At 74.0% G+C, this 25981-nt stretch carries 20 protein-coding genes; 13 read left to right on the forward strand and 7 right to left on the reverse strand.

Going from position 1 to position 25981, the window contains the following annotated elements; all coding sequences use genetic code 11:
• Positions 1-69 precede the first annotated feature (69 nt).
• Positions 70-933 carry an inositol monophosphatase family protein gene (locus BJ999_RS28410; RefSeq protein WP_179836102.1) on the reverse strand — a complete coding sequence of 288 codons (864 nt, stop codon included), beginning with the start codon at positions 931-933 and terminating at the stop codon, positions 70-72.
• A gap of 238 nt (positions 934-1171) precedes the next feature.
• Here BJ999_RS28410 and BJ999_RS28415 point away from each other — a divergent pair, with 238 nt between their 5' ends.
• The 4 genes from BJ999_RS28415 (at position 1172) to BJ999_RS28430 (ending at position 4882) form a co-directional block, all read left to right on the forward strand.
• Complete coding sequence (locus BJ999_RS28415; RefSeq protein ID WP_179836103.1) at positions 1172-1450, forward strand: acyl carrier protein; 279 nt, start codon at positions 1172-1174, stop codon at positions 1448-1450.
• A gap of 31 nt (positions 1451-1481) precedes the next feature.
• Positions 1482-2579, forward strand: a complete 1098-nt coding sequence (locus tag BJ999_RS28420) for a DegT/DnrJ/EryC1/StrS family aminotransferase (RefSeq protein ID WP_179836104.1) — start codon at positions 1482-1484, stop codon at positions 2577-2579.
• A 1-nt stretch (position 2580) separates the two neighbouring features.
• Positions 2581-3687: an inositol-3-phosphate synthase gene (locus tag BJ999_RS28425; RefSeq protein WP_179836105.1), complete on the forward strand. Its 1107-nt coding sequence runs from the start codon at positions 2581-2583 to the stop codon at positions 3685-3687.
• A gap of 100 nt (positions 3688-3787) precedes the next feature.
• The gene (locus BJ999_RS28430) at positions 3788-4882 is read left to right on the forward strand and encodes an acyltransferase domain-containing protein (protein WP_179836106.1); all 1095 of its coding nucleotides are present in this window, start codon (positions 3788-3790) and stop codon (positions 4880-4882) included.
• Between the two features lie 122 nt (positions 4883-5004).
• Here the strand turns inward: BJ999_RS28430 and BJ999_RS28435 are convergent, their stop codons facing one another.
• On the reverse strand, positions 5005-6600 hold the full coding sequence (locus BJ999_RS28435; protein WP_218935276.1) for an HAL/PAL/TAL family ammonia-lyase: 1596 nt from the start codon (positions 6598-6600) through the stop codon (positions 5005-5007).
• Positions 6601-6785: 185 nt separating this feature from the next.
• Positions 6786-8561: an AMP-binding protein gene (locus tag BJ999_RS28440; RefSeq protein WP_179836108.1), complete on the reverse strand. Its 1776-nt coding sequence runs from the start codon at positions 8559-8561 to the stop codon at positions 6786-6788.
• A gap of 245 nt (positions 8562-8806) precedes the next feature.
• Between BJ999_RS28440 and BJ999_RS28445 the strand changes: the two genes are divergently transcribed.
• From BJ999_RS28445 to BJ999_RS28475, 7 genes are all read left to right on the forward strand, one after another.
• Positions 8807-10165 (forward strand): beta-ketoacyl-[acyl-carrier-protein] synthase family protein, encoded by a 1359-nt coding sequence (locus BJ999_RS28445; RefSeq protein ID WP_179836109.1) that lies wholly within the window; start codon positions 8807-8809, stop codon positions 10163-10165.
• Positions 10162-11196, forward strand: a complete 1035-nt coding sequence (locus tag BJ999_RS28450) for a beta-ketoacyl synthase N-terminal-like domain-containing protein (protein WP_179836110.1) — start codon at positions 10162-10164, stop codon at positions 11194-11196. The genes BJ999_RS28445 and BJ999_RS28450 overlap by 4 nt, the downstream gene beginning before the upstream one ends.
• On the forward strand, positions 11193-13574 hold the full coding sequence (locus tag BJ999_RS28455) for a type I polyketide synthase (RefSeq protein WP_179836111.1): 2382 nt from the start codon (positions 11193-11195) through the stop codon (positions 13572-13574). Before BJ999_RS28450 ends, BJ999_RS28455 begins: the two co-directional genes overlap by 4 nt.
• A complete protein-coding gene (fabG, locus tag BJ999_RS28460; RefSeq protein ID WP_179836112.1) occupies positions 13571-14275 on the forward strand; it encodes a 3-oxoacyl-ACP reductase FabG in 705 nt (234 codons plus the stop codon). Before BJ999_RS28455 ends, fabG begins: the two co-directional genes overlap by 4 nt.
• A gap of 262 nt (positions 14276-14537) precedes the next feature.
• Positions 14538-15833, forward strand: coding sequence for an MFS transporter (locus BJ999_RS28465; protein ID WP_179836113.1), 1296 nt, complete (start codon positions 14538-14540; stop codon positions 15831-15833).
• A gap of 143 nt (positions 15834-15976) precedes the next feature.
• Positions 15977-18949 carry an ATP-binding protein gene (locus BJ999_RS43195; protein WP_268247853.1) on the forward strand — a complete coding sequence of 991 codons (2973 nt, stop codon included), beginning with the start codon at positions 15977-15979 and terminating at the stop codon, positions 18947-18949.
• 130 nt (positions 18950-19079) lie between these two features.
• A complete protein-coding gene (locus tag BJ999_RS28475; RefSeq protein ID WP_179836114.1) occupies positions 19080-19655 on the forward strand; it encodes a helix-turn-helix transcriptional regulator in 576 nt (191 codons plus the stop codon).
• 33 nt (positions 19656-19688) lie between these two features.
• On the opposite strand, the gene BJ999_RS28480 is transcribed toward BJ999_RS28475, so the two are convergent.
• Both BJ999_RS28480 and BJ999_RS28485 read right to left on the reverse strand, forming a co-directional pair.
• A complete protein-coding gene (locus BJ999_RS28480; protein WP_179836115.1) occupies positions 19689-20012 on the reverse strand; it encodes a histone-like nucleoid-structuring protein Lsr2 in 324 nt (107 codons plus the stop codon).
• Between the two features lie 452 nt (positions 20013-20464).
• Positions 20465-21760: an FAD-binding oxidoreductase gene (locus BJ999_RS28485; RefSeq protein WP_179836116.1), complete on the reverse strand. Its 1296-nt coding sequence runs from the start codon at positions 21758-21760 to the stop codon at positions 20465-20467.
• Positions 21761-21841: 81 nt separating this feature from the next.
• Between BJ999_RS28485 and pdxR the strand changes: the two genes are divergently transcribed.
• Positions 21842-23284, forward strand: a complete 1443-nt coding sequence (pdxR, locus tag BJ999_RS28490) for a MocR-like pyridoxine biosynthesis transcription factor PdxR (RefSeq protein ID WP_179836117.1) — start codon at positions 21842-21844, stop codon at positions 23282-23284.
• Here pdxR and BJ999_RS28495 read toward each other — a convergent pair.
• Together BJ999_RS28495 and BJ999_RS28500 are read right to left on the reverse strand one after the other, a co-directional pair.
• Positions 23253-23411 carry an MFS transporter small subunit gene (locus BJ999_RS28495; RefSeq protein WP_179831327.1) on the reverse strand — a complete coding sequence of 53 codons (159 nt, stop codon included), beginning with the start codon at positions 23409-23411 and terminating at the stop codon, positions 23253-23255. The two genes, pdxR and BJ999_RS28495, sit on opposite strands and share 32 nt — an antisense overlap.
• A 23-nt stretch (positions 23412-23434) precedes the next feature.
• A complete protein-coding gene (locus tag BJ999_RS28500) occupies positions 23435-24817 on the reverse strand; it encodes an OFA family MFS transporter (RefSeq protein ID WP_179836118.1) in 1383 nt (460 codons plus the stop codon).
• Positions 24818-25384: 567 nt separating this feature from the next.
• On the opposite strand from BJ999_RS28500, the gene BJ999_RS28505 reads away from it, so the two are divergent.
• The gene (locus BJ999_RS28505) at positions 25385-25975 is read left to right on the forward strand and encodes a TetR/AcrR family transcriptional regulator (RefSeq protein ID WP_229810589.1); all 591 of its coding nucleotides are present in this window, start codon (positions 25385-25387) and stop codon (positions 25973-25975) included.
• The last annotated feature ends 6 nt before the right edge of the window (positions 25976-25981 follow it).

Consider the following 25981-nt stretch of genomic DNA (forward strand, 5'->3'; position numbering starts at 1 on the left):
CTCTTTTCTCATGGCGGATCGTGCGCCCGTTCGTGCGGGGCCTCAGCCATCAAAAGCGACGACGAACGTTCAGGCCAGAGAGTTGTCGTCTTCCAGCCACCCTTGGAGGAACGGGAACCGTTCCAGCGCGGCGACCACCGCGGCACCCCATTCGTCCAGGCCCGGCCGCCACGCGGCGAACGCGCCGGGGCGGCGGACGGAGGGCTCGGCGGGCACCGCGGCGAACGTGCCGCCGGAGGCGGTGACGAGCACCCGGCCCGCCGCGCAGTCCCAGGCGAACGCGTCGGGCGTGACGGCCATGTCCGCCCGGCCGGTGGCGACGTAGGCGAGGGCGAGCGCCGCCGAGCCGATGCGCCGCACGTCGGCGGCGGCGAGCAGCTCGGTGAACAGGGCCAGTTCGCCCGGGTCGGGGACGGTCCCGGCCCGGGGCAGGTCGGTCAGCACCATCGGCACCGCCCGCGCCGGCTCCACCGGCACGGGACGGCCCCCGCGCAGCAGCCGGCCTCCGGCGGCGGTGTACGTCTCGTCCCGCGCGGGCTCGTGGACGCACCCGCCGACCGGCTCCCCGCGCAGCGTGACGCCGATCGACACGCAGAACAGCGGCAGGCCCCGCGAGAAGTTGTGCGTGCCGTCGATCGGGTCGACGTACCAGCGCACGTCCCGTCCGGGACCGTCCCCCGCCTCGCCGGCCCCGCCCTCTTCTCCCACGACGACCGAGCCGGGGCAGGCCCCGGTCAGCTCCGCCCTGATCATCGCCTCCGCCGCCGCGTCCGCCTCGGTGACCACGTCGTGCGCGTGCGTGCCCGTCTTGGCGCGCGCGGACGTCATCGTCCCCGGACCGTCCAGCAGCGCCCGGCCCGCCCGCCGCGCCGCCCGCGCGGCCGCCCCGACCAGAGCCTCGACGTCGTCCCCATGAATTCCTTGGAAGTCCATTCGCGCACACTATTCGGACGCGGGACAATCCGGCCGCCCATTCGGGCATACCGTTTCGAGCGAGGAGGCGGGATTCTCCGCGCCGGGCAGGATTCGACGAAATATCGTTTCCCAGGTATGCCCGTCCAGGCAGTACACAAGCGCGGATGGTCAGGGGTGACGCCGCCCTGGAAATGGTGGCGACAATCGCCGTTAATCGGCTCTCAGACGAGACGAGCAAGCGAGGCGAGGAGACCCCATGACGGGTTCGACCCTGACAACGTCCACCGACGAGCTGCGCACGTGGCTCATCCAGCGGATCGCCGAGTACCTGGAGAAGGACGCGGCCGAGATCGACGCCGAGGCCACCTTCGAGGCGCAGGGACTGGACTCGATGGCCGCGCTGACGCTCTGCGACGACATCGAGGACCAGATGGGCCTCGTCGTGGAGCCCACCCTGGCCTGGGACCACCCCACGATCGACAAGCTGGCGGACTTCCTCATCAGGACCGCCGCCGAGACCGAGGCGTCCCGGTGACCGTCCTCCCCTCCGGCGGAGGCGCCGGCTGATGAACCTCGGACAACGGCGCTGGCCTCCGGAACCCGCCGAGGAGGAGCTCAAGCTCCTCGCAGAGGTGGCGCGCTCCCGGATCTGGACGGACGGGCCGTGGACCGCCGAGGTCGAGCGCCGCATGGAGCGGCTGACCGGCGCCCCCTGCGCGGTGGCGTTCAACAGCTGCACCTCGGCGCTGCACGCCGCGCTCCACGCGATGGGCTGCGTGCGCGGCACCCGCGTGGCGGTCCCGGCGCTGACGTTCGCCGGGACCGTCACCGGGGCCGCGCACATCGGCGCGGAGATGGCGTTCACCGACGTCCATCCCGGAACGCTCAACGTCACCGGCCGCCTGCCGGAGGCCGGCATCGTTCTCGCGGTCGACCTGCACGGGGTCCCGCACGGGCTGGACCGCGTCCGCGCGGCCGGGCGTCCCGTGCTGACCGACGCGTGCCAGTCGATCGGGACGGTCCTGGACGGCCGGCACGTCGGCGCGGCCGGGACGCACGCCTGGTCGTTCTCCTCGGCCAAGCTGATCGCCGCGCCGGACGGCGGCGCCGTCACCACCGGCGACGCCGGGATCGCGGAGCGGCTCAGGGAGCTGAGGGACTACGGCGTCCCGGCCGGGGAGTCGCGCTCGAACGCGGCCGTGGTCAGGGCCGGCGGGCACAACTGGCGCCCGTCCGAGCTGAGCATGGCCATGGTGGCGCACCGGCTGGACGGCCTGGACCGGTGGACGGCGCGGGCCCGCGCCGTCACCGGCCGCCTGCACGAGGCCATGGACCGGATCGGCCTGTGGCGGCAGTCGGCCGGGGAGGCGGCGGAACCCGCCTGGCACAAGATCCGCTTCGGGGCGCCCGGCTGGGCCCCGCAGGAGGCGGCCCGGATGGAGCGGGACCTCGCGAAGGCGGGGATCCCGACGCACCGCTGGGGCCTGGTCCCCCTGAACCGCCACCCCGCCTTCGGCGGGTCCGGGCGGGCGGGGCCCCCGGTGGCGGAGGCCGCGGCGGCGGGCACCCTGTGCCTCGGCACCGAGGCCGCGCCGCCGATGACGTGGAACGACGATGAGGTAGAGCAGGTCTGCCGCATCCTGGAAACGATCATAGGAAGCTGAAATGGATACTCCTCTCGTTCGGGTCGGCATCATCGGTGTCGGGAACTGCGCCCGCGCCCTGCTGGAGGGCACGGCCTACTACCGCTCCTCGCCCGGCGTCACCGCCGGCCTGATGTTCCCCGAGGTCGGCCCGTACGGCGCCGGCGCCCTGGAACCCGTCGCCGCCTGGGACGTCGACGTCGAGAAGGTCGGCAAGGATCTGTGGACCGCCCGCGCGGCGGGGCAGAACCTCCCCGTCGGCATCGGCGGCGACCTGCTGCCGGTCGGCGCGGACGTGCGCGTCCTGCGCGCCCCGACGCTGGACGGCGCGGGCGTCAAGTACCGGGAGCGGATCACCGTCGCCGACGACTCGGCCGACGACCGCGCCGCGATCGTCGAGCAGGTCCGGGCCGCCAGGGTCGACGTCCTGCTCAACTACCTGCCCGTCGGCTCGCAGGAGGCGACCGAGTGGTGGGCCGGCGTCGCGCTGGAGGCGGGCGTCGGGTTCGTCAACAACGTGCCGGTGTTCATCGCGCGCCGCGACCACTGGCGCGACCGGTTCCGCGAGGCGGGCCTGCCGCTCATCGGCGACGACATCAAGTCGCAGCTCGGCGCCACCTACCTGCACCGGGTGCTGGTGCGGGCGTTCTCGGACCGGGGCATCACCCTGGACCGGACGTACCAGCTGAACGTCGGCGGCAACATGGACTTCTTCAACATGCTGGAGCGCGACCGCCTCGCCTCCAAGCGCGAGTCCAAGACCTCGGCGGTCACCGACGCCTACGCCGGCGAGCTCGGCGAGGACGACGTCCACATCGGGCCGTCGGACTACGTGAAGTTCCTCGGCGACACCAAGAAGGCGTTCATCCGCTGCGAGGGCCGCGGCTTCGGCGGCGCGCCGATCGACATGGAGATCCAGCTCACCGTCCCGGACTCGCCGAACTCGGCGGGGGTCGTCATCGACGCCGCCCGGATCGCCAGGCTGGCCATGGACCGCGGCGACACCGCCGTCGACGAGTGGGTGTCGGCGTGGCTGTTCAAGGCGCCGCCGCGCGCGGTCGCCCAGGAGTCCGATCAGGTCGCCCGCGAGCGCCTCGTCCGCTGGATCGCCGGCGAGACCGGCCGGTGACGGCACGGTGACGACCGGGCCGGGCCGCGCGAGCGGTCCGGCCCTTCCCGTCCCGGCCGGGGACGGGTCCGAGAAGGGCGACGCGAGAAGGGTGACGCCGATGGACAGGACCGCCACGATCACCGCCGACCTGGACGGAGCGCCGCGGCTGGTGTTCGTCTTCCCCGGCCAGGGCGCCCAGTGGGTGGGCATGGGCCGGGGGCTGCTGGAGTCGAGCCCGGTGTTCGCCGGCGCGCTGGAGGAGTGCGCCGCCGCCGTGGAGGCGGAGCTGGGCTGGTCGCCGCGGCGGCGGCTGGAGAGCGACGAGCCGCTGTCGGCGGTGGCGGAGATCCAGCCGACGCTCTGGGCGTTCCAGGTGGCGCTCGCCGCGGTCTGGCTGGACTGGGGTGTCGAGCCGGACCTCATCATCGGGCACAGCATGGGCGAGATCGCCGCCGCCACCGCCGCCGGCGCCCTCTCGGTCCGGGACGCCGCAGCGGTCGTGTGCCGCCGCGGCGTCCTGCTGCAGGAACTCGGCGCGGCGGGCGCGATGTGGGCGGTCGGACTCGGGGAGAAGGAGGCCGAGGAGGCGATCGGAGAGCACGCGGACCTCGTGTGCGCCGGGGTGCTCAACAGCGACCGCTTCACCGTCCTGTCGGGCGACCCGGAGGCCATCGCGCGGATCGTCGCGCCGCTGCGGGAGCGCGGCGTGTTCTGCCGCCGCGTGGCGGTCGGGTACGCCTCGCACGGGCCGCAGGTCGAGCCGATCCGCGACGGCCTGCGCGAGGCGCTCGCCGGGGTGCGGGCGCAGGCGCCCGCGATCCCGCTGCACTCGACGGTCTGGGACCGCCCGGTCGCGGGGCCGGAGCTGGACGGCGGGTACTGGATGGAGAACGTGCGGCGCCCCGTGCGGTTCGCGCCCGCGGTCCGGTCCGTGCTGTCGGGCAGCGGGCCGGCGCTGTTCGTCGAGATCAGCCCGCACCCGCTGCTGGTCTCGGCGGTGGGCGACGCCATCGAGGCCACGGGCGCGGCGGCCGGGACCGTGGCGTCCCTGGTGCGCCGGCAGCCCGAGACGGAGACCCTGCTGGCGGCGCTCGGCGCCGTCTACGCCGCGGGCCGCACGCCCGACTGGTCACGGGTGCGGGCGGCCGGGCGGCGCGTCCCGCTGCCCGCCCAGCCCTGGCAGCGCCGCCGGTTCTGGGTGGACCCGGGATGAGCCGGCCCGGCCGGTAGCACCGCGACCGAACGGCCCCCGCCCCTCCCCGGTGGTACCGGAGGGGCGGGGGCCGTTCCGGTGCGCACGGCTCCCCGTGCGCACCCTCCGGCTCGGCGGCCCGTTCAGCCGAGGGCGGGCACGCCGTTCGTGCTCTCGGTGACGGCCCGGCGCAGCTCGCCGGAGCGGACGGCCTCCCGGACCCGCCGGATGTCGTCCTGGAGGGGACGGTCGCCGTCCAGGAACGGCGAGATCTTGCGGACCAGGGTGTGGGCGGCGGCGGTCGAGGAGCTCAGGTGCTCCAGCCCCCGCAGGTCGGCGGCCTGGCACAGGGCGATCAGGTGGATCGCGGCGACCTCCTGCGCCAGCTCCACGACCGACCGCGCGTCCCGCGCGGCGATCGTGCCCATGCTCACCTTGTCCTGGTTGTGGGCCTCGGTGGAGCGGGAGAAGGACGTCGCGGGCATCGTCCACCGCTGCGCCTCGGCCACCAGCGACGACGCGCTGATCTGCATGCCCTTGAAGCCGTGGTGCAGGCCGGCGTCCCAGCTCCCGGCCTCGTAGCGGGGGATGAGGTTGGGCGTCAGGCCGTTGTTGAACTTCTCGTCGACGACCAGCTCCAGCTGGCGGTCGAGCAGGTCGGCGACGCTGGCCACCGCGATCTTCAGCGAGTCCATCGTCTGGCCGACGTGTCCGCCGTAGAAGTTGCCGCCGTTGAGGACCGTCCCGTCGGGATGGAAAAGGGGGTTGTCGTTGGAGGAGTTGACCTCGATCTCCAGCATCTGCTCGGTCCAGATGAGGGTGTCGCGCAGCGCTCCCACCACGTGCGGCGCGCAGCGGATCGAGTAGCGGTCCTGGATGGGCCGTTCGAGCTGGCGGTAGCCGTCCCCCGCCCACGTCTCGTCCGCGCCGGGCCCGGCGCCGGCGTCCCCGCCGGCCAGCAGCCCCCGGATCGTGCGGGCGCTCGTGAGGACGCCCTCGTGCGGCTTCTGCTGGAACAGGAAGTCGTCGAAGTGCGCCGGGTTGCCGAGCAGCACCTGGCTCGCCATCGACGTGCACAGCTCGGCCGTGTACGCCAGCTCGCCGGCGTCATGGGCGGCGAGGACGGCGAACCCCGACATGAACGACGTGCCGTTGACCAGTGCCAGGCCCTCCTTGGCCTCCAGTTCCACCGGGGTCAGCCCGGCGTCCGCGAGGGCCGCGGCGGCGGTGCGCCGCTCGCCGGCGTGCAGGACGTCCCCCTCACCGGTCAGCATCCGGGCCACGTAACTGAGCGGGACGAGGTCACCGCTGGCGCCGACCGACCCGCGCTCCGGGATGAGCGGCAGGATGTCCTGGTTCAGGCAGTCCAGCAGCAGCTCCACGACGCGCGGCCGTATCGCGGAGTAGCCCCGGGCGAGGCAGTTGGCACGCACCAGCAGCGTCGCGCGCAGGACGTCCGGCTCGGCCGTCGCCCCGGTCCCGCAGTTCAGGAAGCGAAGCAGGTTCTCCTGCAGCGCGGCGCTCTTGTCCCCGTGGATCTGGCGGGTGTTGCTGTCGCCGAAGCCCGCGGTCACCCCGTAGATCGGCAGCCCCGCCGCGATGAGGTCGGCCTTGGCCCGCGTGGTGGCGTCCATCCGCGCCACGGCCTCGGCGGCCAGGCCGACGCGAGGGCGGCGCGCCGCCCTCGCGACCGTCACGGTCTCCGTCAGGGTCAGCCGGTGGCCGTCGATCGGCAGCACCGGTGAATCATGCGATGAGGAAAACGCCGCGGAGAGCTTATCCGCCATTGCGCAAACTCCATTCTCATTCAGGCGTCCGGTACCGGAATTCTGTGCAGCGCACCCGGTATCGGATAATCCCTATGCCGCCGCGCTCACGCGCTGCCTTTATGGGCATGCCTGGCCTTTGTGGGGGGATGCCCGGCTCAGTCGGCGTGGTCGGCGGGCAGGACCACCTCGGGCGGCGGCGGGTCCCGGTAGAGCAGATCGACCTGGGCGGAGCGGTTGCGGAGCACCTCCAGCTGGCTCACCGAGCCCTTGTCGGTCAGCTCCCCCGCGTCGCGGTCCGGCGGCTCGGCGAGCAGCAGCAGCCGCTCGATCCGCCGCGAGGACCGCTGCCCCGCGTTGAACCTGGCCAGCGCCTCGGCCAGGGCGCGGCGCACCGCGGCGGGGTCGCCGGCGCGCCGCGTCCAGGCGAGCGCGCCCGCGTGCGCCCGCCCCGAACCGGTGATCACGACCTCGCCGAGCTGGTCGGCGGAGGCCAGCAGGGCCGCCCGCAGCGCCCCGACCCGCACCCACGTCCCGGTGGTCAGCTTGAAGTCCTCGGTGATGCGGCCCTGGAACACCAGGCCGCGGCCCGGGTCGTTCTCGTCGGCCGGCGCGCCGGCGTCGCCCGTCCGGTAGAAGCCCTCCTCGTCGAACGCCTCGGCGGTGCGTTCCGGGTCGTCCAGGTAGCCGGCCATCACCGTGGGCCCGGCGGCCCGCATCTCCAGCCGCCCGTCGACCGGGGCCAGCTTGAGCCGGATCCCCGGCAGCGGCACGCCGATCGCGCCCGGCACGTCGGTGTCCAGATGGGCGGAGGTCACGGCCGAGGCGGTCTCGGTCAGGCCCCACGAGGAGGTGAAGCGGACCTTCCCCGGCGAGAACCGCTCCGCCAGCCTGAGCATCCGCTCCCGCAGCTCGGCGGGCAGCGGGGCGCCCGCGCTGAACAGCAGGCCCAGCCGGGCGAAGAAGGTCTTGGCGAGCACCGAGTCGCACTCCAGCGCCTCGGCCAGCAGCGCGAAGCCGGCGGGCACGTTGAAGTAGACGTTCGGCGAGAACTCGGCGAGGTTGCGCAGGCTGCGCGGGAGGAGCTCGGGGGTCGGCCCGCCGTCGTCGATGGCGAGGGTGCCGCCGTGCGTCAGGACCATGTGCAGGTTGTGGTTGCCGCCGAAGGTGTGGCTCCACGGCAGCCAGTCGACGAGGGTCAGCCGGGTCTCGGCGAGGAACGGCCAGACCTGCCGCATCATCTGCTGGACGGCGCACAGCATCCGGTGGGTGTTGGGGACGGCCTTCGGGCGCCCGGTCGAGCCGCTCGTGAAGAAGATCTTGGCGACGGAGTCCGGGGCGACCGCGGCCCGGGCCGCGGCGAGCCGCTCCCCGGGCGCAGTGCGCAGCAGCTCGCCGAGGGGCTCCCCGCCGCCCTCCCGGCCGACGAGGGTGCGCGGCGCCAGCCCGGCCAGCGCCGCCAGCGCCGCGCCGTACTCCCGGCCGTCCTCGGCGTAGACGGCGCCGGGACGGGCGATGCCGGTGACCGTGCGCAGCCGCTCGTGGCCGCCGCTCAGCGAGTACCCGGTGCTGAGCGAGACCACCGGGATCCCGGCGAGGTACCCGGCGAGCGTGAGCCGCAGGTGCCGCAGGGAGTTGCCCGACAGCACCATGAGCGGGCGGTCCGGGCCGAGGCCGCGCTCCAGCAGGGCCTCCCCGAGCGCCTCGGCGTCCGCCAGGGCGGCGCCGTAGGTCAGCTCGTCCCATCCGCCGCTGCGCCGCTCGGCGGCGAGGACGGCGCCCGGCCGCTCCGCCGCCCACCGGCGCAGCGGGCGCGCGAGGTCGGCGTCGTAGGGCTCCAGCGGCACCTGCGAGGACAGCAGCACCGTCCCGTCGGGGCGCCGGGCGGCGCTGATCCTCGGCTCCGCGAACACCCGCCCACTCGAATTCACCATGCGACTCGAATCCCATTCATCAAAGGCTCTACCTGCCGGGACGACTTCGCCCCCGCACACTAGACGCGGCGACCCGCTCGCGGACTGCCGATTCGGCCGCTCTTTCGCCGGTCCACCTCCGTCTTCGGGCAGGTGCCTCGGCCATACCAGGGCGGGCATGGCCATGCGCGCAGCGCGTTAGGGCGCGCGATCGGCCATTGAGACGTTCGCCGGGGCACGAAATCCTCCCTTCGAGGTGAGCCAAATTGGAAGTATCCGCCGTTTCCCATGACCGTCCCCACGCGCGGGGGCCGGCCGATGATCCCCGGCCCCGGGTCGTCGTCACCGGGCTGGGCGTCATCTCCAGCATCGGGATCGGCCGCGCGGACTTCCTGACGGCGCTGCGCGCGGGGGCCTGCGGCGCGTCGCCGATCAGCGGCTTCGACACGACGGGCTTCCGGTACGCCCGTGCCTACGAGGTGCCCGGGTTCGACCCCGAGACCCGCCTGCGGCGGATCGAGCCGGGCCGGTTCGGGAAGGTCGGCGCCCAGGCGGCGGCCGCCGCGCGGATGGCGATGCGGGACGCGGGACTCGACCCCGCGGCGGTCCGGGACGAGCCGGGCGTCATCGCCGTCGGCACGACCTGCGGCGAGTCGCTCGACGTGGACGCGCTGGCCGCCGCCGAGGTCGCCGGCGGCCTGGGGCGGCTTCCGGCGCCGCGGGCCCGGCGGGTGCACCCCGGCCGCCTGCCCGTCGCGGTGGCCGTCGAGCTCGGCCTCACCGACGTGGAGGCCGTCACGATCCCGACGGTGTGCGCCGCCGGCAACTACGCGGTCGGCCACGCGCTGGACGCCCTGCGCGGCGGCGAGGCCGAGTTCGCGATCTGCGGCGGGGCCGACTCGGTGAGCCGGATGGCCTTCGCCGGGTTCTACCGGCTGCGGGCGTGGGCCTCGGAGAGGTGCAGCCCCTTCGATCTCGACCGGAACGGGTTCATGTTCGGCGAGGGCGCCGGGATGCTCGTCCTGGAGACCCTCGACCACGCGCGCCGGCGCGGCGCGACCGTTCTGGCCGAGGTCGCCGGCTTCGGGCTCAACTGCGACGCCGAGCACCCCACGAGGCCGCTGCGCGAACGCGTCGCCGAGTGCCTGTCGGGCGCGCTGCGCGACGCGGGCGCGGCGCCGCGCGAGGTGGACGTCGTCTTCGCGCACGGCACCGGCACGAAGATCAACGATGCGATGGAGTCGGCCGTGTTCGCGGACGTGTTCGGCGACGCGCCGCCGCCCGTCACGGCGCTCAAATCCATGATCGGCCACACGCAGGGCGCGGCCGGCGCGCACGCGTGCATCGCCGCGGTGCTCGGCATGGAGCACGGCTTCATCCCGCCCACCGTCAACTTCTCCACGCCCGACCCCGAGTGCCCCGTGGACTGCGTGACCGGCGCGTCCCGTCCCGCCCGGGTGCGCACGGCCGTGGTCAACTCGCTCGGCGTCGGCGGCAACAACGCCGCGGTCGTGCTGCGCCACCCCGGCGCCCTCGCGGGCGGGCCGCCCACCGGGCAGGGGACGTCCGTCGAGAACGAGCCGTCCACCGGCCGGGGGACCGCCACGAAGGAGGGGGCCGCGTGAGCACCGTCATCTCGGCGATGGCGCTGATGTCGCCCGCGGGCGTCGGCGCCGGCGCGTTCGGCGAGGCGATCCGCGCCGGCGTTCCGCTTCCCGGCGGCGCCGTCGAGGACTTCCGCACCGACGCCGCCGACCCGTCCGCGCGTCCCGTCCGGCTGGTCGACCGCCCCTCCGCGATGGCGCTCGCCGCGATCGGCGACCTCCTCGGCCCGGACGTCCTCGCCGGATGGCCGCCCCACCGCCGGGCGCTCGTGCTCGGCAGCGGCGCCGCCGGGATCGACCAGTCGATGACGCTCACCCGGGACTCGCTGACCCGCCCCCGGCCCGACAACGTCAACCCGGCGCTCGTCCCGGCGTGCGTGATGAACTACGCCAGCGCGCAGGCCGCGATGGCGTTCGACCTGCGGGGACCGAACGCGACCGTCACGGCCGGCGCCGCGACCGGCCTCGCCGCGCTGCGGTACGCGCGGCGGCTGCTCGCCTCCGGCCGGGCCGACGCCGTGGTGTGCGGCGCCTTCGAGGACCTGAACGGGCGGCGGGCGGCGATCGCCGAGGCCGCCGGGCGCGCGACCCGGCCCGCCGAAGGCTGCGGCGTGTTCCTCGTCGAGCCCGCGGACCGGGCGCGGTCCCACGGCCGTCCGGTGCTCGCCGAGATCCTCGCGCTGGAGAGCCGCGTCTTCGACGAGCCCTGCCACGCCCCCGCCGTGCTGGACGCCGCCGTGCGCAGGGCGCTGCGCACCGGCGGCGCCGGCCCCGAGAACGTCGGCCTCCTCGTGCCCTCCGGGCAGGAGGACGCCGGCCTGCGCCTTCCGGCGCACACCCGCGTCGTACGGCCCTCGGAGATCGTCGGTGACGCCTTCGGCGCCGCCGCCGCGCTCCAGGTCGCCGCCGCGATCGCGGTCCGCGACGCAAGCCGAGAGCGAGCCTCCCTTGACCCCGCCGGTGGTCTCGCACTGATCACCACCATCGACACCGACGGGCACGCCGCGTGCTGCTTGCTGCGGACCGGCGGCCGAGGAGGACCAGGAACATGACGGACATCGCCATCGTCGGCATCGACTGCCGCTTCCCCAAGGCGCCCGATCCGGGCGCCCTGTGGGAGCTGCTGATGCGCGGCGACGAGGGGATCGTCGAGGTGCCCAAGTCCCGCTGGAACGCCGACGTCTACTACGACCCGGACGGGGGCATCGGCAAGACCAACACCCGCTACGCCGGCTTCATCGACGACGCCGACGCCTTCGACCACGAGTTCTTCGGGTTCGCCAAGGAGGAGGCCGAGGTCGCCGACCCGCAGGTGCGGCTGCTGCTCCAGACCGCGTGGCGCGCCCTGGAGGACGCGACGATCGACCCGCGCTCGCTGGCGGGCAGCAGGACCGGCGTCTACGTCGGGATCATGGGCTCGGAGTGGATGAGCCTGCTGATGACCAACTTCACCAGCATCACCGGCCAGGTGGGCTCCGGGAACGGCTACGCGATGGCCGCCAACCGCATCTCCTACCAGCTCGACCTGCGGGGCCCGAGCATGGCCGTCGACACCGCGTGCTCGTCCTCCCTGGTCGCGACCGAGGAGGCCTGCCACGCGCTGCGGGCGGGCATCTGCGACCAGGCGCTGGTCGGGTCGGTGAACATGTTCGTCACCCCCTCGTCCAGCATCTACTTCGCCCAGGCCAAGGTGGCCTCCCCGGACGGCCGCTGCAAGCCGTTCAGCTCCAAGGCCGACGGCTTCGGGCGCGCCGAGGGCGTCGCCGCGCTCGTCCTGCGCCGCCTGGACGACGCCCTCGCCGACGGCCTGCCCGTCTACGCGGTCATCAAGGGCGGCGCGGTCAACCACGGCGGCCGCAGCACGACGGTCACCGCGCCGAACCCGCACGCCCAGCAGGCCGTGATGGTGGAGGCCTACAAGCGCGCGGGGGTCCGCCCGGAGGACATCGCCTACGTGGAGACGCACGGCACGGGGACGCTGCTGGGCGACCGGCTGGAGGCCCGCGCCCTCGGCAAGGTGCACGGCGTCCCCCGGGAGCGGCCGTGCGCGATCGGGTCCGTCAAGGGCAACATCGGGCACGCCGAGGGGGCGGCGGGCATCGCCGGGCTGATCAAGACCACGCTGGCCCTGCACCACCGTGTGATCCCGCTGAGCCGCTTCTCCGACAGCGAGAACCCGCGGCTGAAGCTGGCGGCGAACGGGCTCCGGCTCGTCAAGGAGCCGATGCCGCTGCCGGACGGCCAGGTCTTCGCCGGGGTCAGCGGCTTCGGCCTCGGCGGCACCAACGCCCACATCGTGCTCGGCACCGCCCCGGCGGCCGCCGGGCGGCCGGGCGCGGCGCCCTCGGGCCGCGCGCGCGGCGGGGTCCTGACGGTGTCGTCGCGCGACACCGAGGGCCTGCGCGGCGCGGTCCGCCGGCTGGCCGAGGACCTCGCGGCGGCACCCGCCGGACGGCTCGCGCAGCTGAGCTGGACGTCCAACATGGTGAAGGCGTCGGGGCCGGTCCGGTTCGCCCTCCCGGCGGACGACCGCACGGCCGCCGTGGCCGCGCTGCTGGAGGCGGCCGGGGACGACGACCGGCTCGCCGCCCTGTCCGGGCGCGCAGGAGCGCGACCGAAGACGGGATGGGTGATCTCGGGCGATTCGGCATGGCGCGCCGGCATGCCGGCGCGGCTTCACGAGGGGGTCCCCGCCTACCGGCGCGCGCTCGGCGCCGTGGACGCGGCTCTCCGGCCCCTCCTCGGCTGGTCCGTGCGGGACGCCCTGCTGTCCGGCGCGGAGCCGCGCGCCGCCGAGCCGGTCGTCTTCGCCGTCGCCTACGCCGCCGGGCGGACGCTGGCCGACGTGGGGATCAGGCCGGCGTGGACGGTCGGCGAGGGGGTCGGCGAGTACGCCGCGGCGGTGCTGGCGGGTGTGTTCGACCTGGAGGACGCGTGCCGGCTCGTCGCCGCGCACGGCACGGCCGGGCCCCCGGGCGCGGGAGCCGCGGACCTCGCCTGCCGGCCGCCGGCGACCCCGCTCTACTCGGCCCGCCGCGGCGGGCGGCTCGACGACGAAGTGCTGGACGCCGCGTTCTGGACGGAACGCGCCGACGGCGGGCCGCGGTTCGACGAGGCGCTCCGGGCGGCACGGGAGTCGGAGCCGGTCCGGCTGATCGAGGTCATGGGCGAGCGCACGGACGGCCTCCGCCTGCTGTCCGGCGGGACCGACGCCCTGGCCGGGATCGTCGCGGCGCTCTACCGGGACGGCCTGAACCCCGACTGGGACGAGCTCTACGAGCCGGGCGAGCGGGTGCGGCACCGCCTCACCCCCTACGCGTTCGCCGCCACCGGGCGCTTCTGGTGGAACCACCCGATCGACGGTGGCGGGGACCTCGCCGCCTCCGTGGCCGCGCCCGCCGGACCGACCCTTGCTGGAGGGGACTCATGACCCGTTCCGTACTCGTCACCGGCGGGAACCGCGGCCTCGGCCTCGCGATCGCCCGCGCGTTCACCGCCGCAGGCGACGCGGTCGCGGTGACCCACCGCGGATCCGGCGCCCCGGACGGGCTGCTCGGCGTCAAGTGCGACGTCACCGACTCGGACCAGGTCGCCCGGGCCTTCGAGGAGATCAGGGAGGCGCACGGGCCGGTCGAGGTCCTGGTCTCCAACGCCGGGATCACCGACGACGCGCTGCTGCTGCGCATGCGGGAGGAGTCGTTCACCCGCGTGATCGACACCAACCTGACCGGGGCCTACCGGGTGGCCAGGGCCGCGGTCTCGGACATGATCCGCGCACGGCGCGGACGGATGATCTTCATCTCCTCGGTGGCCGGGACCAAGGGCGTGCCCGGCCAGGCCAACTACGCCGCCAGCAAGGCGGGCCTGATCGGGCTCGCGCGGGCCCTGGCCCGCGAGCTGGCCGCCCGCGGGATCACCTCGAACGTGATCGCGCCCGGGCTGCTGGACACCGACATGACCAGCGAGCTCACCGACCGCTACAAGCAGCAGATCCTCGACGAGGTCCCGCTCGGGCGCACCGCCACGCTCGAGGAGATCGCGGCCGCCGCGGTCTGGCTCGCCTCCGCGGGCGCCGCGTCGGTGACCGGCCAGGTGATCACCATCGACGGCGGAGGCAGCCTGGGCCACTGACACCCACGGACGAATCTGGCGGGGCCGTGAAAAACCGGACGCGGCCCCGCCAGGGCGGGGCGCTTCCGCCGGGACACGTTGGTTTAAGCGAAACTGACAGTTGGTTGACAGTCCAACGATCCAATGGTCATGATGTTCACCGGACTCCTTTATTAGCCCCGCATATGATCAAGAGACGTCCGAGCAAGGATTGCGAACGCTCCGAATCAGTGCGTTTGAGCTCCCGTTAACAGACGACGCGATGCGAGGGCTGTCATCTCAAATGGAGATCTCTTATAAAGAAGGATCCGCCCCTGCCCGTCCGGCGCCGCCCGCCACCGTCCCCCGCCATTGGATCGTCGCCTATTTCCTGGCGACGCTCGCCATGTGGGCCGGCCTGCTGGCGGCGGCGCAGATCCTGCTGCCCGCCCAGCTCGCTGCGCTCGACCCGGACCGCCAGGTCTGGCACCTCGGCCTGATCACCGCCCTCGGCGCGGGCGCCGCCATCGTCTCCTCCCCCGTCGCCGGCTCCCTGTCGGACCGCACGGCCTCGCGCTTCGGGCGGCGGCGGCCCTGGGTGCTCGCCTCCGCCCTGGTCTGCTCCGCGGCCCTGTTCGCGCTGCCGCTCCAGACCACGGTCGCCGGCGTCGGCGTGTGCTGGGTCCTCGTGCACGGCGCCGCGAACGCGATGTGCGCGGCCCTGTGCGCCGCGATCCCCGACCGCGTCCCGGTGGCCCGGCGCGGCCTGGTCTCCGGCATCGCGGGGCTCGCGATGCCGGTCGGGCTGGTCGTCGGGACGGTGCTCGTCTCGGCGATCCCCACCTGGGCCGGATACGCCCTGATGGGCGGGCTGACCCTCACGCTGGCCCTCCCGTACGTCCTGCTCGAGGAGCCCGCGCCGCTCCGCTCGCCCGGCCTCGGCGGCCCGCCGGACGGGCCCGCCTCCCCGGTCTCCGGAGCGCGCGCCCCGCGCCGGTCGCCCAAGGTCTTCCTGGCCGACCTGTACGTCAGCCCGCGGCGCCACCCCGACTTCGCCTGGACGCTGTCGGGGCGGTTCTTCGCCCAGCTGTCGATCTCCCTCGCCACGCTGTACCTGCTCTACTTCCTGCGCGACGAGGTGCGCGTGGACGATCCCGCCGGGGGCGTGGCGGTGCTCAGCCTGCTCTACACCGCGGGGGTCGTCGCCGCGAGCGTCACCGCGGGGCGCCGATCCGACCGCACCGGACGGCGCAAACCGTTCGTCATCGTCGCCTCGATCCTCATGGCCGGGGCGCTGACCTGCATGGCGCTGCTCCCCCTCTGGCCCGCGGCGCTGGCGTCGGCGGCCGTTCTCGGCGCCGGGCACGGCGTCTACCTGGCCATCGACCAGGCGCTCGTCACCGAGGTGCTGCCGCTGGAGCGGGACCGTGCCAAGGACCTCGGCCTGATCAACGCGGCGGGCAGCGGCGCGGTCGCGGTCGCCCCGCTCGTGGCCGCCGGGACGCTGCTGCTGGGCGGCTTCTCCGCGCTCTTCACGGCCGGCGCCGGACTCGCCGTCGCCGGCGGCCTGGCCATCCAGCCGGTCAGATCCGTCCGCTGACGGTCGTTCGCCGAGACCGCTCACCCATCGAGGGCAGGTGTCCCATCTTCGAACCGAGAGAGGACGCGAGCCGCCCGGCACCCGAGCGGGCCCCGGCCTTCCGGGTGCTGGGCCGGCTCTCGGTGCGCGCCGGGGGGACCGAGGTGTCGCCGCCGAGGTCCCACGTCCTGCAGGGGCTGCTCGGCGCGCTGCTGCTGGCCCAGGGCGAGCCGCTGCGGACCGAGAGGCTCACGCGGCTGGTGTGGGCCGACCGCGCCGAGATGACGAGCCGGGAGTCGGTGCACGTCGGGATCTCCCGGCTGCGCAAGTGGCTCAGGCAGCTGGGCGACGGCGGGCCGTCGATCGACTACGAGGACGGCTACCGCCTGGCCGTCCCCGGCGGCGACCTGGACCTGCACCGCTTCCGGGCGCTGATCGAACGGGCCCGCGCGGTGGAGGAGCCGGAGCCGCGCGCCGCCGTGCTCGTGTCCGCCCTGCGGCTGCGGCGCGGGCCCGTCCTCACCGGGATGGAGTACCTGGACCGCGCCGACGTCCTGCTGCGCTCGGTCGAGCAGCGCGTGCGCGAGGCGGTGATGGACCTGGCGACCGCGGCCCAGCGCGTCGACGACCCCGAGCCCGCGATCGCCGCCGTCCGCGCCCTGGCCGGGGACCTGCCCTTCGACGAGCCGCTGCACGCGGCGCTCATCGACCTGCTCGCCGCCGGCGGGCAGCCCGCCGAGGCGCTGAACGTCTACCGGCGGCTCGGCGAACGGCTCGCCGACGAGCTCGGCGTCGAGCCGAGCAGCCAGGTCCAGGACGCCTACCTGCGCGTCCTCGACCGCGACCGGCCGTTCGCCGCCGCGCCGGAGCCGGCCGCCGGCGCCCGCGCCGCCGTCCCGGTCCCGGCGCAGCTGCCGCCGGGCATCCCCGACTTCACCGGCCGCCTCGACGAGGCGGCGCTCATCGCCGAAAGCCTGACGAGCCCGGCGGACGGGCGGGCGCGGACGGTGGCGGTCACCACGATCGCGGGCATGGGCGGCATCGGCAAGACGGCCCTCGCCGTGCACGTGGCGCACCTGCTGACCGACACGTTCCCCGACGGCCAGCTCTACGCGAACCTGAACGGCGACGCCGACGCCAGGCCCAAGCCCTCGGAAGTCCTCGACCGGTTCCTGCGCGCGCTCGGGGTGAGCGGCTCGGGCGTCCCGCCGGCGCCGGCGGAGCGCGCGGCCCTGTTCCGCAGCCGCGTCGCCGGGCGCAGGGTGCTCGTCGTCCTCGACGGCGCCCTGAACGAGGAGCAGGTGCGGCCCCTGCTACCGGGCTCGCCCGGCACGGCCGTGCTCGTCACCAGCCGCAACCGCCTCACGGGGCTGGAGGGCGCGACGCTGCTGGACCTGGAGGTCCTGTCGCCGCCGCAGGCCGTCGACCTGCTCACCCGCGTCATCGGCCCGCGCCGCGTCGCGGCCGAGCCCGAGGGCGCGGTGGAGATCGTGCGGCTGTGCGGGCACATCCCGCTGGCCGTCCGGATCGCCGCGGGGCGGCTGGCCGGCCGCCCGAACTGGACCCTGGCCCACCTCGCCGAGGTGCTGCGCGACGAGCGCGGGCGGCTGGACGAGCTGTCGGTCGGCGACCTGGCGGTCCGGGCGAGCTTCCGGATGAGCTACCGGCCGCTGCCGCCCGCGACCCGGCGGGCGTTCAGGATGATCGGGCTGCTGGACGCGCCGGACTTCACCCTGTGGACGGTCGCCGCGCTCCTCGGCGTCCCGCTGAACGAGGCCCGGCCGCACCTGGAGAGGCTGATCGACGCCCAGCTCGTGAACGTGACCGGCACCGACGCCACCGGCGGGTTACGGCACCGCATGCACGAGCTGATCCGGCTGTACGCGCGCGAGTGCGCGGAGGCGGAGGACGCCCCCCGCCAGCGCACCGCCGCCCTCGCCCGGGCGCTCGGGGCCTGGCTGTGGCTCGCCGAGAACGCCGCCGAGCGCATCCCCGGCCCCGCCTACGCCTCCATGCACGGCACCGCGGCGCGCTGGCCCCTCTCCCCCGCCACCGCCGCGCGCCTGCTCGCCGACCCGCTGCAGTGGTTCGCCGCCGAGCTGCCCGCGCTGACGGCCGCCGCCCGGCAGGCGTGCGACCTCAAACTCGACGAGCTGGCCTGGGACCTCGCCGCCTCCCTGGAGAAGTTCTGCGACATCAGAGGGGCCTACGACGACTGGCGGCACACCAACGAGCGGGCGCTGCGGCTCTGCCGGGCGGCGCGGAACAAGCGGGGCGAGGCCGTCCTGCTGCGGGGCCTCCTGGAGGTCATCACCTGGACCTCGGAGGGCCGGACCAAGCCCGCGATGGTGGTGATGCGGGAGACGGCGGAACGGCTGCTGCGGCTGTTCACCGAGCTGGGCGACGAGCGGGGGATGGCGGACGCCCTCATCCAGATCAGCTGGGGCCTGGTGGCCCAGGGCGCCAAGGAGGAGGCCCTGGCCACGGCGACGCGAGCCCTGCGGCTCGCCGAGCCGTGCGGCTACCTGGGCGGGCAGGCGCGGGCCCTCCAGGTCCAGGCGGTGGCGCACGGCGAGGAGGACCCGCTGCGGGCCGTGCCCTGCCTGGAGCGCGCCCTGGAGATCGCCGAGCGGCTCGGCAATCCCCGGCTCAAGGCCACGGTCGTCCAGTTCCTCGGGGTGGGCCACGCCTTCGCGGGCGATCTCGGCACCGGGCAGGACATGCTCAACAGGTCGATCACGATGGCCCGCGAGCTGGACGACCGGTACCTCGAGACGTTCTCCCTCATCTACCTCGCGAAGCTGTTCACCGCGATCGGGGACGCGCGGGCCAGGGCCACCGCGGACCTCGCGCTCGCCTACAGCCGGGCGGGCAACTTCGGGCACCACCTCGCCGAGGCCCTCGCCATCCTCGGCGAGCTGAACCTGGCCGCGGGCGACACCGCCGCAGCCGTCGGCTGCCTGGAGGAGTCCGTGGACGTCTGGCGCACCCGCGGCTGGCTCCCGTTCCTCGCCCGGACGCTGCGCCGGCTGGGCGACGCCTACGCAGCGGCGGGCGACCACGACGCCGCCGGGGTCGTGCGAGCCGAGGCGGACGACCTGACGGGAAGGGTTTCCCAGCAAACAGGTAGACAATAACGAGAAATACTCCACCGCGCCGGTTAGCGTCCGGTAAGGGCCGCGGTTATACCGTCGAAGCGCATTGCACCCCCCGCCCACTGGCAATGCCGAAGTTGGTGATACGCACACCGATCGAACGAGGGTACGCATGCACCTTTCGGTACATGATCAAAAGCAGGTCATACGTCTGCTCGCGACTGCCCGGCACGAGATCCTCTCGCTCGTCCCGGCGTGGCCGGCCTCGCTGCGCAACGCCTACCTGCGCCGCCGCACCACGGCCGGCCCCCGCTCCCGCATCGTCGTCTCCCGCTCCTGCCGCCTCCAGGCGGCCTCCGGGCCCGGGCCGTCCGAGATCCGGCTCGGCGGCACCCTGCCGGCCTTCCTCCTGGTGGTGGACCGCCGGACCGCCCTGGTCAGGCGCAACGGTCCCTACCTCGCTCCCGGGGTCGTCCAGCCCGCCGAGATCGACCGGCTGGTCGCCTTCTTCGAGAGCCACTGGGAGCAGGCGTTCCCCATCGCCCCCGTCCCGGCGCGGCCGATGAGCGAACTCCAGCTCAACATCCTGCGCAAGCTGGCCGTGGGCATGACCGACCAGGCGGCCGCCAACGCTCTGAAGATCTCGTCGCGCACCGTCCAGCGCCAGGTGCACGACGTGATGGAGCAACTCGGGGCCCGCAGCCGCCTGGAACTGGGCATCTGCCTGGCTTCCACCGACCTGGTCTGACCCGGCACCCCCGGCGCCTCCCTGAGCGCCGGGTCAGTGCGCGGCCTCGAACTTCTGGATCACATCGGCGGGAATGCGCCCGCGGTCGTTGACGGGGATTCCCGCCGACCTCGCCCATCGGCGGATCTCGGCGCTGCGCTCGCGGCTGCCCGCCGTGCGCGCGGCGCTCCTCACCGCGACACGGCGCGCCTTGCGGCCGTGCTCCCGGTAAGGCTCGATGACCTTGCGCAGTTTGGAGGCGTTCTTCTTGTTCAGGTCGATCTCATAGGCCTTACCGTCGAGCGAGAACGACACGGTTTCCACCGCCTCCCCGCCGCTGATGTCGTCGACCAGGCGAACCTTGACCTGCTGCGCCATGAATTGCCTTCCCCCTCGTTCAGTGACGAATGACGGTCCCGAGTTCATACTAGGCCGCCGGGGAACAGGCCAGGTCATCGAAGCCGCGCCGGCCATGGCCGCGTCCGGGCAAGGCACCGCCCCCATGTCCGGTATAAAGGCAGCAGACCAGCACGGACACGAGGCTTCTGCAATTCGAACCCTGTCTTGGCGAACTTATTGCTTTTTCTCCTCCTTCGGGCCTGAAGGCCCTGCTGTGTTTATTGCGGCGCCCTCCTCCTTCGGGCCTGGCGGCCCTCCATCGTCGGGCACCGCGGGCGATCGCCGGCATCGCTCCGGCTCGCCTTGCGGCTCGCTTCGCGATCAGATTCTTGCTTCGCTCGAATCTGCCTTCGGACGCGATCGCGTCCCCCAGGTCGTCACGGGGTTGCTGTGCGGGCTGAGGTCGGCGCGGGGGGTTCTGGTGATGGTCTTCACGGATTGGCGGGGAAGTTGCTGCGGATGGTGTTGTGCGGGTCGTTGTGGGCCTTGATACGGCGGAGGCGGGCCAGCGCGTCGGGGGTGAAAGCGTTCGCGGCGGTCTCCTCGGGGTTGAGGAACGTGAAGGGCTTGCGGCCGCTGATGGGAAGCGCGTCGGCGAGCGTGGCCTGTTTGCCCTTTACCGCATCGGCGGTCTCCGGGTCGGTCGGGATGCCGAACATGTAGAGCGCGTAGGGCTCGGTGAGCGGGCCGTGCGGGCTGTCGGAGGGACGGGTGAACGCGCCTTCCAGATGCCGGATCTGCACGCTCAGCAAGGGGGCGATGGGGTCGGCCAGCAGCGCCTTGACCGCGCCGTCGTCCAGTTCCGTGAGCAGTTCGGCACGCGAGCGGCCGGCGCCGGGGTCGGTGGGTTCGGCCGTGATGGCGCCCAACTCGGAGACCGGCATGACCGCCCTGCCGTCCGACAGCGGCCGGGCGAGCCGGTCCAGGGGGCGCAGCAGGTCGCGTGCCTCGGCCGCCGGGCCGAGGTAGGTGACGTCCACGGCGACCATCGGGTCGGCTCCGGGGAAGTGCAGCAGGTCCAGCCAGACCGTCAGCTCGTCCGGGGCGGCGGCGGTGATCTGCCGGTAGGCGTCCATCACCTCGGGCGCGTGCACGGCCGGCCACAGCATCCGGCCGCCGTACAGGTGCGGCGCCGGATGCAGCGCCAGGTCGAGGGACGTCACGACGGCGATGTCGCCGCCCCCGCCGCGCAGTGCCCAGAACAGGTCGGGATCGGCGTCCGCGGCGACGCGCCGGCGGCGGCCCTCGGCGTCGACGATCTCGAAGGCGGTGACGCTGTCGGCGACCCAGCCGTGGGCGCGGCCGAACCAGCTCAGCCCGCCGCCGAGGGCGACCCCGGCGACGCTGACCACGGGAGAGCTCCCGGGCAGCCCGGTCAGGCCGTGCGGCGCGGCCGCCGCCTGGAGCCGTCCCGAGGCGACGCCCGCGCCGATCCGGGCGCGGCGGGCCGCGGGGTCGATCTCCAGGCCGTCCAGCCGCCGGGTGCGCAGCAGGATCGCGCCCCCGGTGCGGCCCGTGGCGCCGTGCCCGTTGGGCTGCGTGGCGATGGCCACACCGGCGGAACGGGCGTACCGGACGAGCGCGGCGACGTCGGCGGCGTCGGCGGCCTCGACCACGGCCTCGACCGGCTGCTCCACGGCCAGGTTCCAGGGGCGCCGGGCCGCGTCGAATCCGGCGTCGCCGGGCAGCAGGACCCGGCCGCGGACGGCAGCGCGCAAGTCGTTCATCATTTCCTCCGAAACAGCAGGTCGATCAGGCTCTGCACCACAATCTAGGAGGGAAGAAGACCGGCGATAGGGTGCAATCTCATGACGGAAAACTGGGTCAATCTTGCTGAGGGGCTCGGAGCCGACCTCCACCTGGAGCTGCCGGGCGGCGGGCGCCGGGCGGCCCTGACCCGCGCGCTGCGCGCGGCGGTCCGCTCCGGGCGGCTGGCCCCCGGCACCCGGCTCCCGCCCTACCGTTCGCTGGCCGCCGACCTGGGCCTGGCCCGCAACACCGTCGCCGACGCCTACGCCGAACTCGTCGCCGAGGGCTGGCTGACCGCCCGCCAGGGCTCCGGGACGCGGGTGGCGCTCGGCGCGCAGCCGCCCCCGGCACGCCCCACGCCGCGGCCCGGCGCGGACCGTCCGCCCGAACCGCTGCACGACCTGCGGCAGGGCCAGCCGGACGCCGCGTCCTTCCCCCGCGCCGCCTGGCTGGCGTCGGCGCGCCGGGCGGTCACGGCGGCGCCGAACGAGGCCTTCGGCCCCGGCGACCCGCGCGGCCGCCCCGAACTGCGCCGCGCGCTCGCCGCTTACCTGGCCCGCACGCGCGGCGTGCGGACCGACGCCGACCACATCGTGGTCTGCTCCGGCTTCGCGCACGCCCTGCGCCTGCTGTTCGGCGGCGGGGTGCTGCACGGCCCGCTGGCGGTCGAGGGATACGGGCTGCCCTTCCACCGGGCTCTGCTGAAACAGGCCGGTACGCTCACCCGTCCGCTCACCGTCGACGAAGACGGCGCGCGGATCGACGAGCTCTCCGAAGCCGAGCGCACGGTACTGCTGACGCCCGCGCACCAGTTCCCCACAGGCGGGCCGCTCCATTCGCGCAGGCGCACGGCGGTCGCCGAGTGGGCGGCCTCGTCAGAGGGGCTCATCCTCGAAGACGACTACGACGGGGAGTTCCGCTACGACCGCCAGCCGGTAGGGGCGGTGCAGGGCCTGGCCCCCGATCGGGTCCTGTACGTCGGGTCCGTCAGCAAGAGCCTGTCCCCCGCCATCCGGCTCGGCTGGATGGTCCTGCCCGACCGCCTGATGGACGACGTCCTCACGGCCAAGGGCGAGCGCGAAGCGTGGGCGGGCGTGCTCGACCAGCTGACTCTGGCCGACTTCCTGGACTCGGGCTCCTACGACCGCCACGTCCGCCGCATGCGCCAGCGCTACCGCGACCGCCGCGACCGCTTCGTCACCGCCCTGGCCGAGCACGCGCCCCACGTCCACGCGACCGGGATCGCCGCCGGCCTGCACGCCGTCCTGCGCCTGCCGTCCGGCACCGAGCCCGCCACCGTGCACGCCGCGACGCGTGCCGGAGTGGCGGTCGACGCCCTGTCGGCGTTCCGCCACCCCGCCGCCCGCCTCCCGCGCGAGGACGGCCTGGTGGTCGGCTACGCGACACCCCCGGACCACGCCTTCGGGGCGGCACTGCAGGCGCTCGTGCGGGTCCTCCGGCGGCCGGAGGTCAGCCGCCGAAGAGGGGCAGGATCGCCCTGACCGTCTCCACCACGCCGTAGATCAGCGGGATGCCGACGACGGACCAGGAGACGACGAGGCGCGGCACGGCCCTGTCGAGGTCTGCGGACCGGCTCTCGTCGGGGACGGGGCCCGGCGTTGGGGCCATGGTGCTCCTCCTTCGCTGTCGGGTCAGGCGGCCGGGCTGGCGTCGGACACGCGGGGCTCGGCGTCCGCCACGTGGTGCCGCTCCGCCACCGGGCGGATGAGCAGGTTCGCGGCGAACCCGATCGCGAGGACCCCGACCATGGTGAACAGCGCGGGCCGGTAGTCGGCGGCCACGAGCGCGCCCGGCTCGCCGCGGGCGTCCAGGAACCGGTTCACGATCAGCGGCCCGGCGATGCCCGCCGCCGACCAGGCGGTCAGCAGCCGTCCGTGGATCGCGCCGACCTGGTAGGTGCCGAACAGGTCGCGCAGGTAGGCCGGGACGGTGGCGAACCCGCCGCCGTAGAAGGAGATGATCAGTGCGGCGAGGGCGACGAAGAAAGCCGTCGAGGCGTCCCCGAAGAGCGCGAGCAGGACGTAGGCGGCCATGCCGACGCCGAGATAACCCACGTAGGCGGGCTTGCGGCCGATGTAGTCCGAGGTCGAGGACCAGACGAACCGCCCGGCCATGTTGAACATCGACAGGAGCCCGACGAACCCGGCCGCCTCGGTCGCCGACACCGAGGTCGAGCCGCCGGAGCGGAAGAAGTCGCCGATCATCGGACCCGCCTGCTCCAGGATCCCGATTCCGGCGGTGACGTTGCAGAACAGCACCGTCCAGAGCAGCCAGAACTGCGGCGTCCTGATTGCGGACGCCGCCGAGACACCGCGCGGCGCGGCGGGCGCCCGGGAACGTTCCGCCGCGGGGGCGGCCCCTGCGGGCCGCCATCCCGGCGCCGGGACCCGCACGGTGAACACTCCGAACATCATCACCACGAAGTAGGCGAGGCCCAGCGTGACGAACAGCAGGGCGACGGCGGCGCCGGACGCGGGGTCGCCGCCCGGGTCGTACAGCGACAGCAGCCGGCGCGACAGCGGCGAGGCGACCAGCGCGCCCCCGCCGAAGCCCATGATGGCCATGCCCGTCGCCAGGCCCGGCCGGTCGGGGAACCATCTGATCAGGGTGGAGACCGGCGAGATGTAGCCGATGCCGAGGCCGATGCCGCCGATGACGCCGTAGCCGAGGTAGACCAGCCAGAGCTGCCCGGCGGCGATGCCGAGCGCCGCGACCAGGAAGCCCGACGCCCAGAAGCAGGCGGCGGTGAACATCGCCCGGCGCGGCCCGACGCGGTCGACCCACGTGCCCATGACCGCCGCGGACGCGCCGAGCATCACGATCGCGATGGAGAAGACGACGCCGACCGCGGTGAGGCCGACGTCGAAATGCGCGACGAGTGCGGTCTTGTAGACGCTGGTGGCGTACGCCTGCCCGATGCAGAGGTGCACGGCGAGCGCGGCAGGCGGGATCAGCCAGCGGTTGTAGCCCGGTTTCGCGACGGTGTGCCGCAGATCGAGGAAGGAGAGCGCCACAGCGGGCCTCCGGTTCGGGAGCGTATCCGGACAGCTGATGCACCCCCGACACCACGACCATAAACACAAACGTGCTACATGAAAACCCCTCAACACCACCAACCCGTCAACCGACCACAAGAAGCCCCAGGCAAGCGGCCCACCCCACCCGCGCCACCCCAACAGCCGCGATCGCGTCCGAAGCCAGATTCGAGCTTGCGAGAATCTGATCGCGAGCGAGCCGCCAGGCGAGCCGAAGCGATCCCAGCGACCGCCGCGCCCCCCGACGACCGAGGGCCGCCAGGCCCGAAGGGGGGCACTGCAATAAACACAGCCGTACCCCACCAACCGACTCCACCACACCAACCGACCCCACCACACCCACCGAAACCCACGACCCCGACAACCTCAGCCGCACCGCAACCCCGCGACAACCCAAACAGCCGCGATCGCGTCCGAAGGCAGATTCAAGCGAAGCAAGAATCTGATCGCGCAGCGAGCCGCAAGGCGAGCCGAAGCGATGCCAGCGATCGCCCGCTTTTATCGACGATGGAGGGCCGCCAGGCCCGAAGGAGGAGAAAAAAGCAAATGAAAAGAGGCCGTCCCGGTTATGACCAGGCGACCGTGTTGCGCCGGGCCATCGAGCTTTTCAATCGGAAGGGCTACGAGGGGTCCAGTATGGGTGACCTCGCGGAGGAGCTCGGGTTCAGCAAGTCGGCGATCTACCATCACGTGCCGGGCAAGACGTATCTGCTCGCGCTGGCGCTCGACGAGGCGCTCGACGAGTTGACGGCGGTGATCCGCGAGGCGCAGGACGAGTCGGGGGGCAGCGCGTACGAGCGGCTGCGGTCGGTGGTGCGGGAGAGCGTGCGGGTGCTGGTGGCCCACCAGCCGGCGGTGACGCTGCTGCTGCGGGTGCGCGGCAACAGCGAGGTGGAGCTGGCGGCGCTCCAGCGGCGGCGGTGGATCGACGCGAAGCTGGCGGAGCTGGTGCGGGCGGCGGCCGCGGAGGGGGCGGTGCGCGGCGACGTGCCGCCGGAGCTGGTGAGCCGGCTGCTGTTCGGGATGGTCAACTCGCTGGTCGAGTGGTACCGGCCGGGCGGCGAGGTGAGCGCGGACGCCCTGTCGGACGCCATCACCGCGATCGCGTTCGACGGTCTGGCGGCGCGGCCGTCCTGAGCCGGG

Origin of the sequence: Actinomadura citrea, assembly GCF_013409045.1 — a bacterium.
GTDB lineage: Bacteria > Actinomycetota > Actinomycetes > Streptosporangiales > Streptosporangiaceae > Spirillospora > Spirillospora citrea.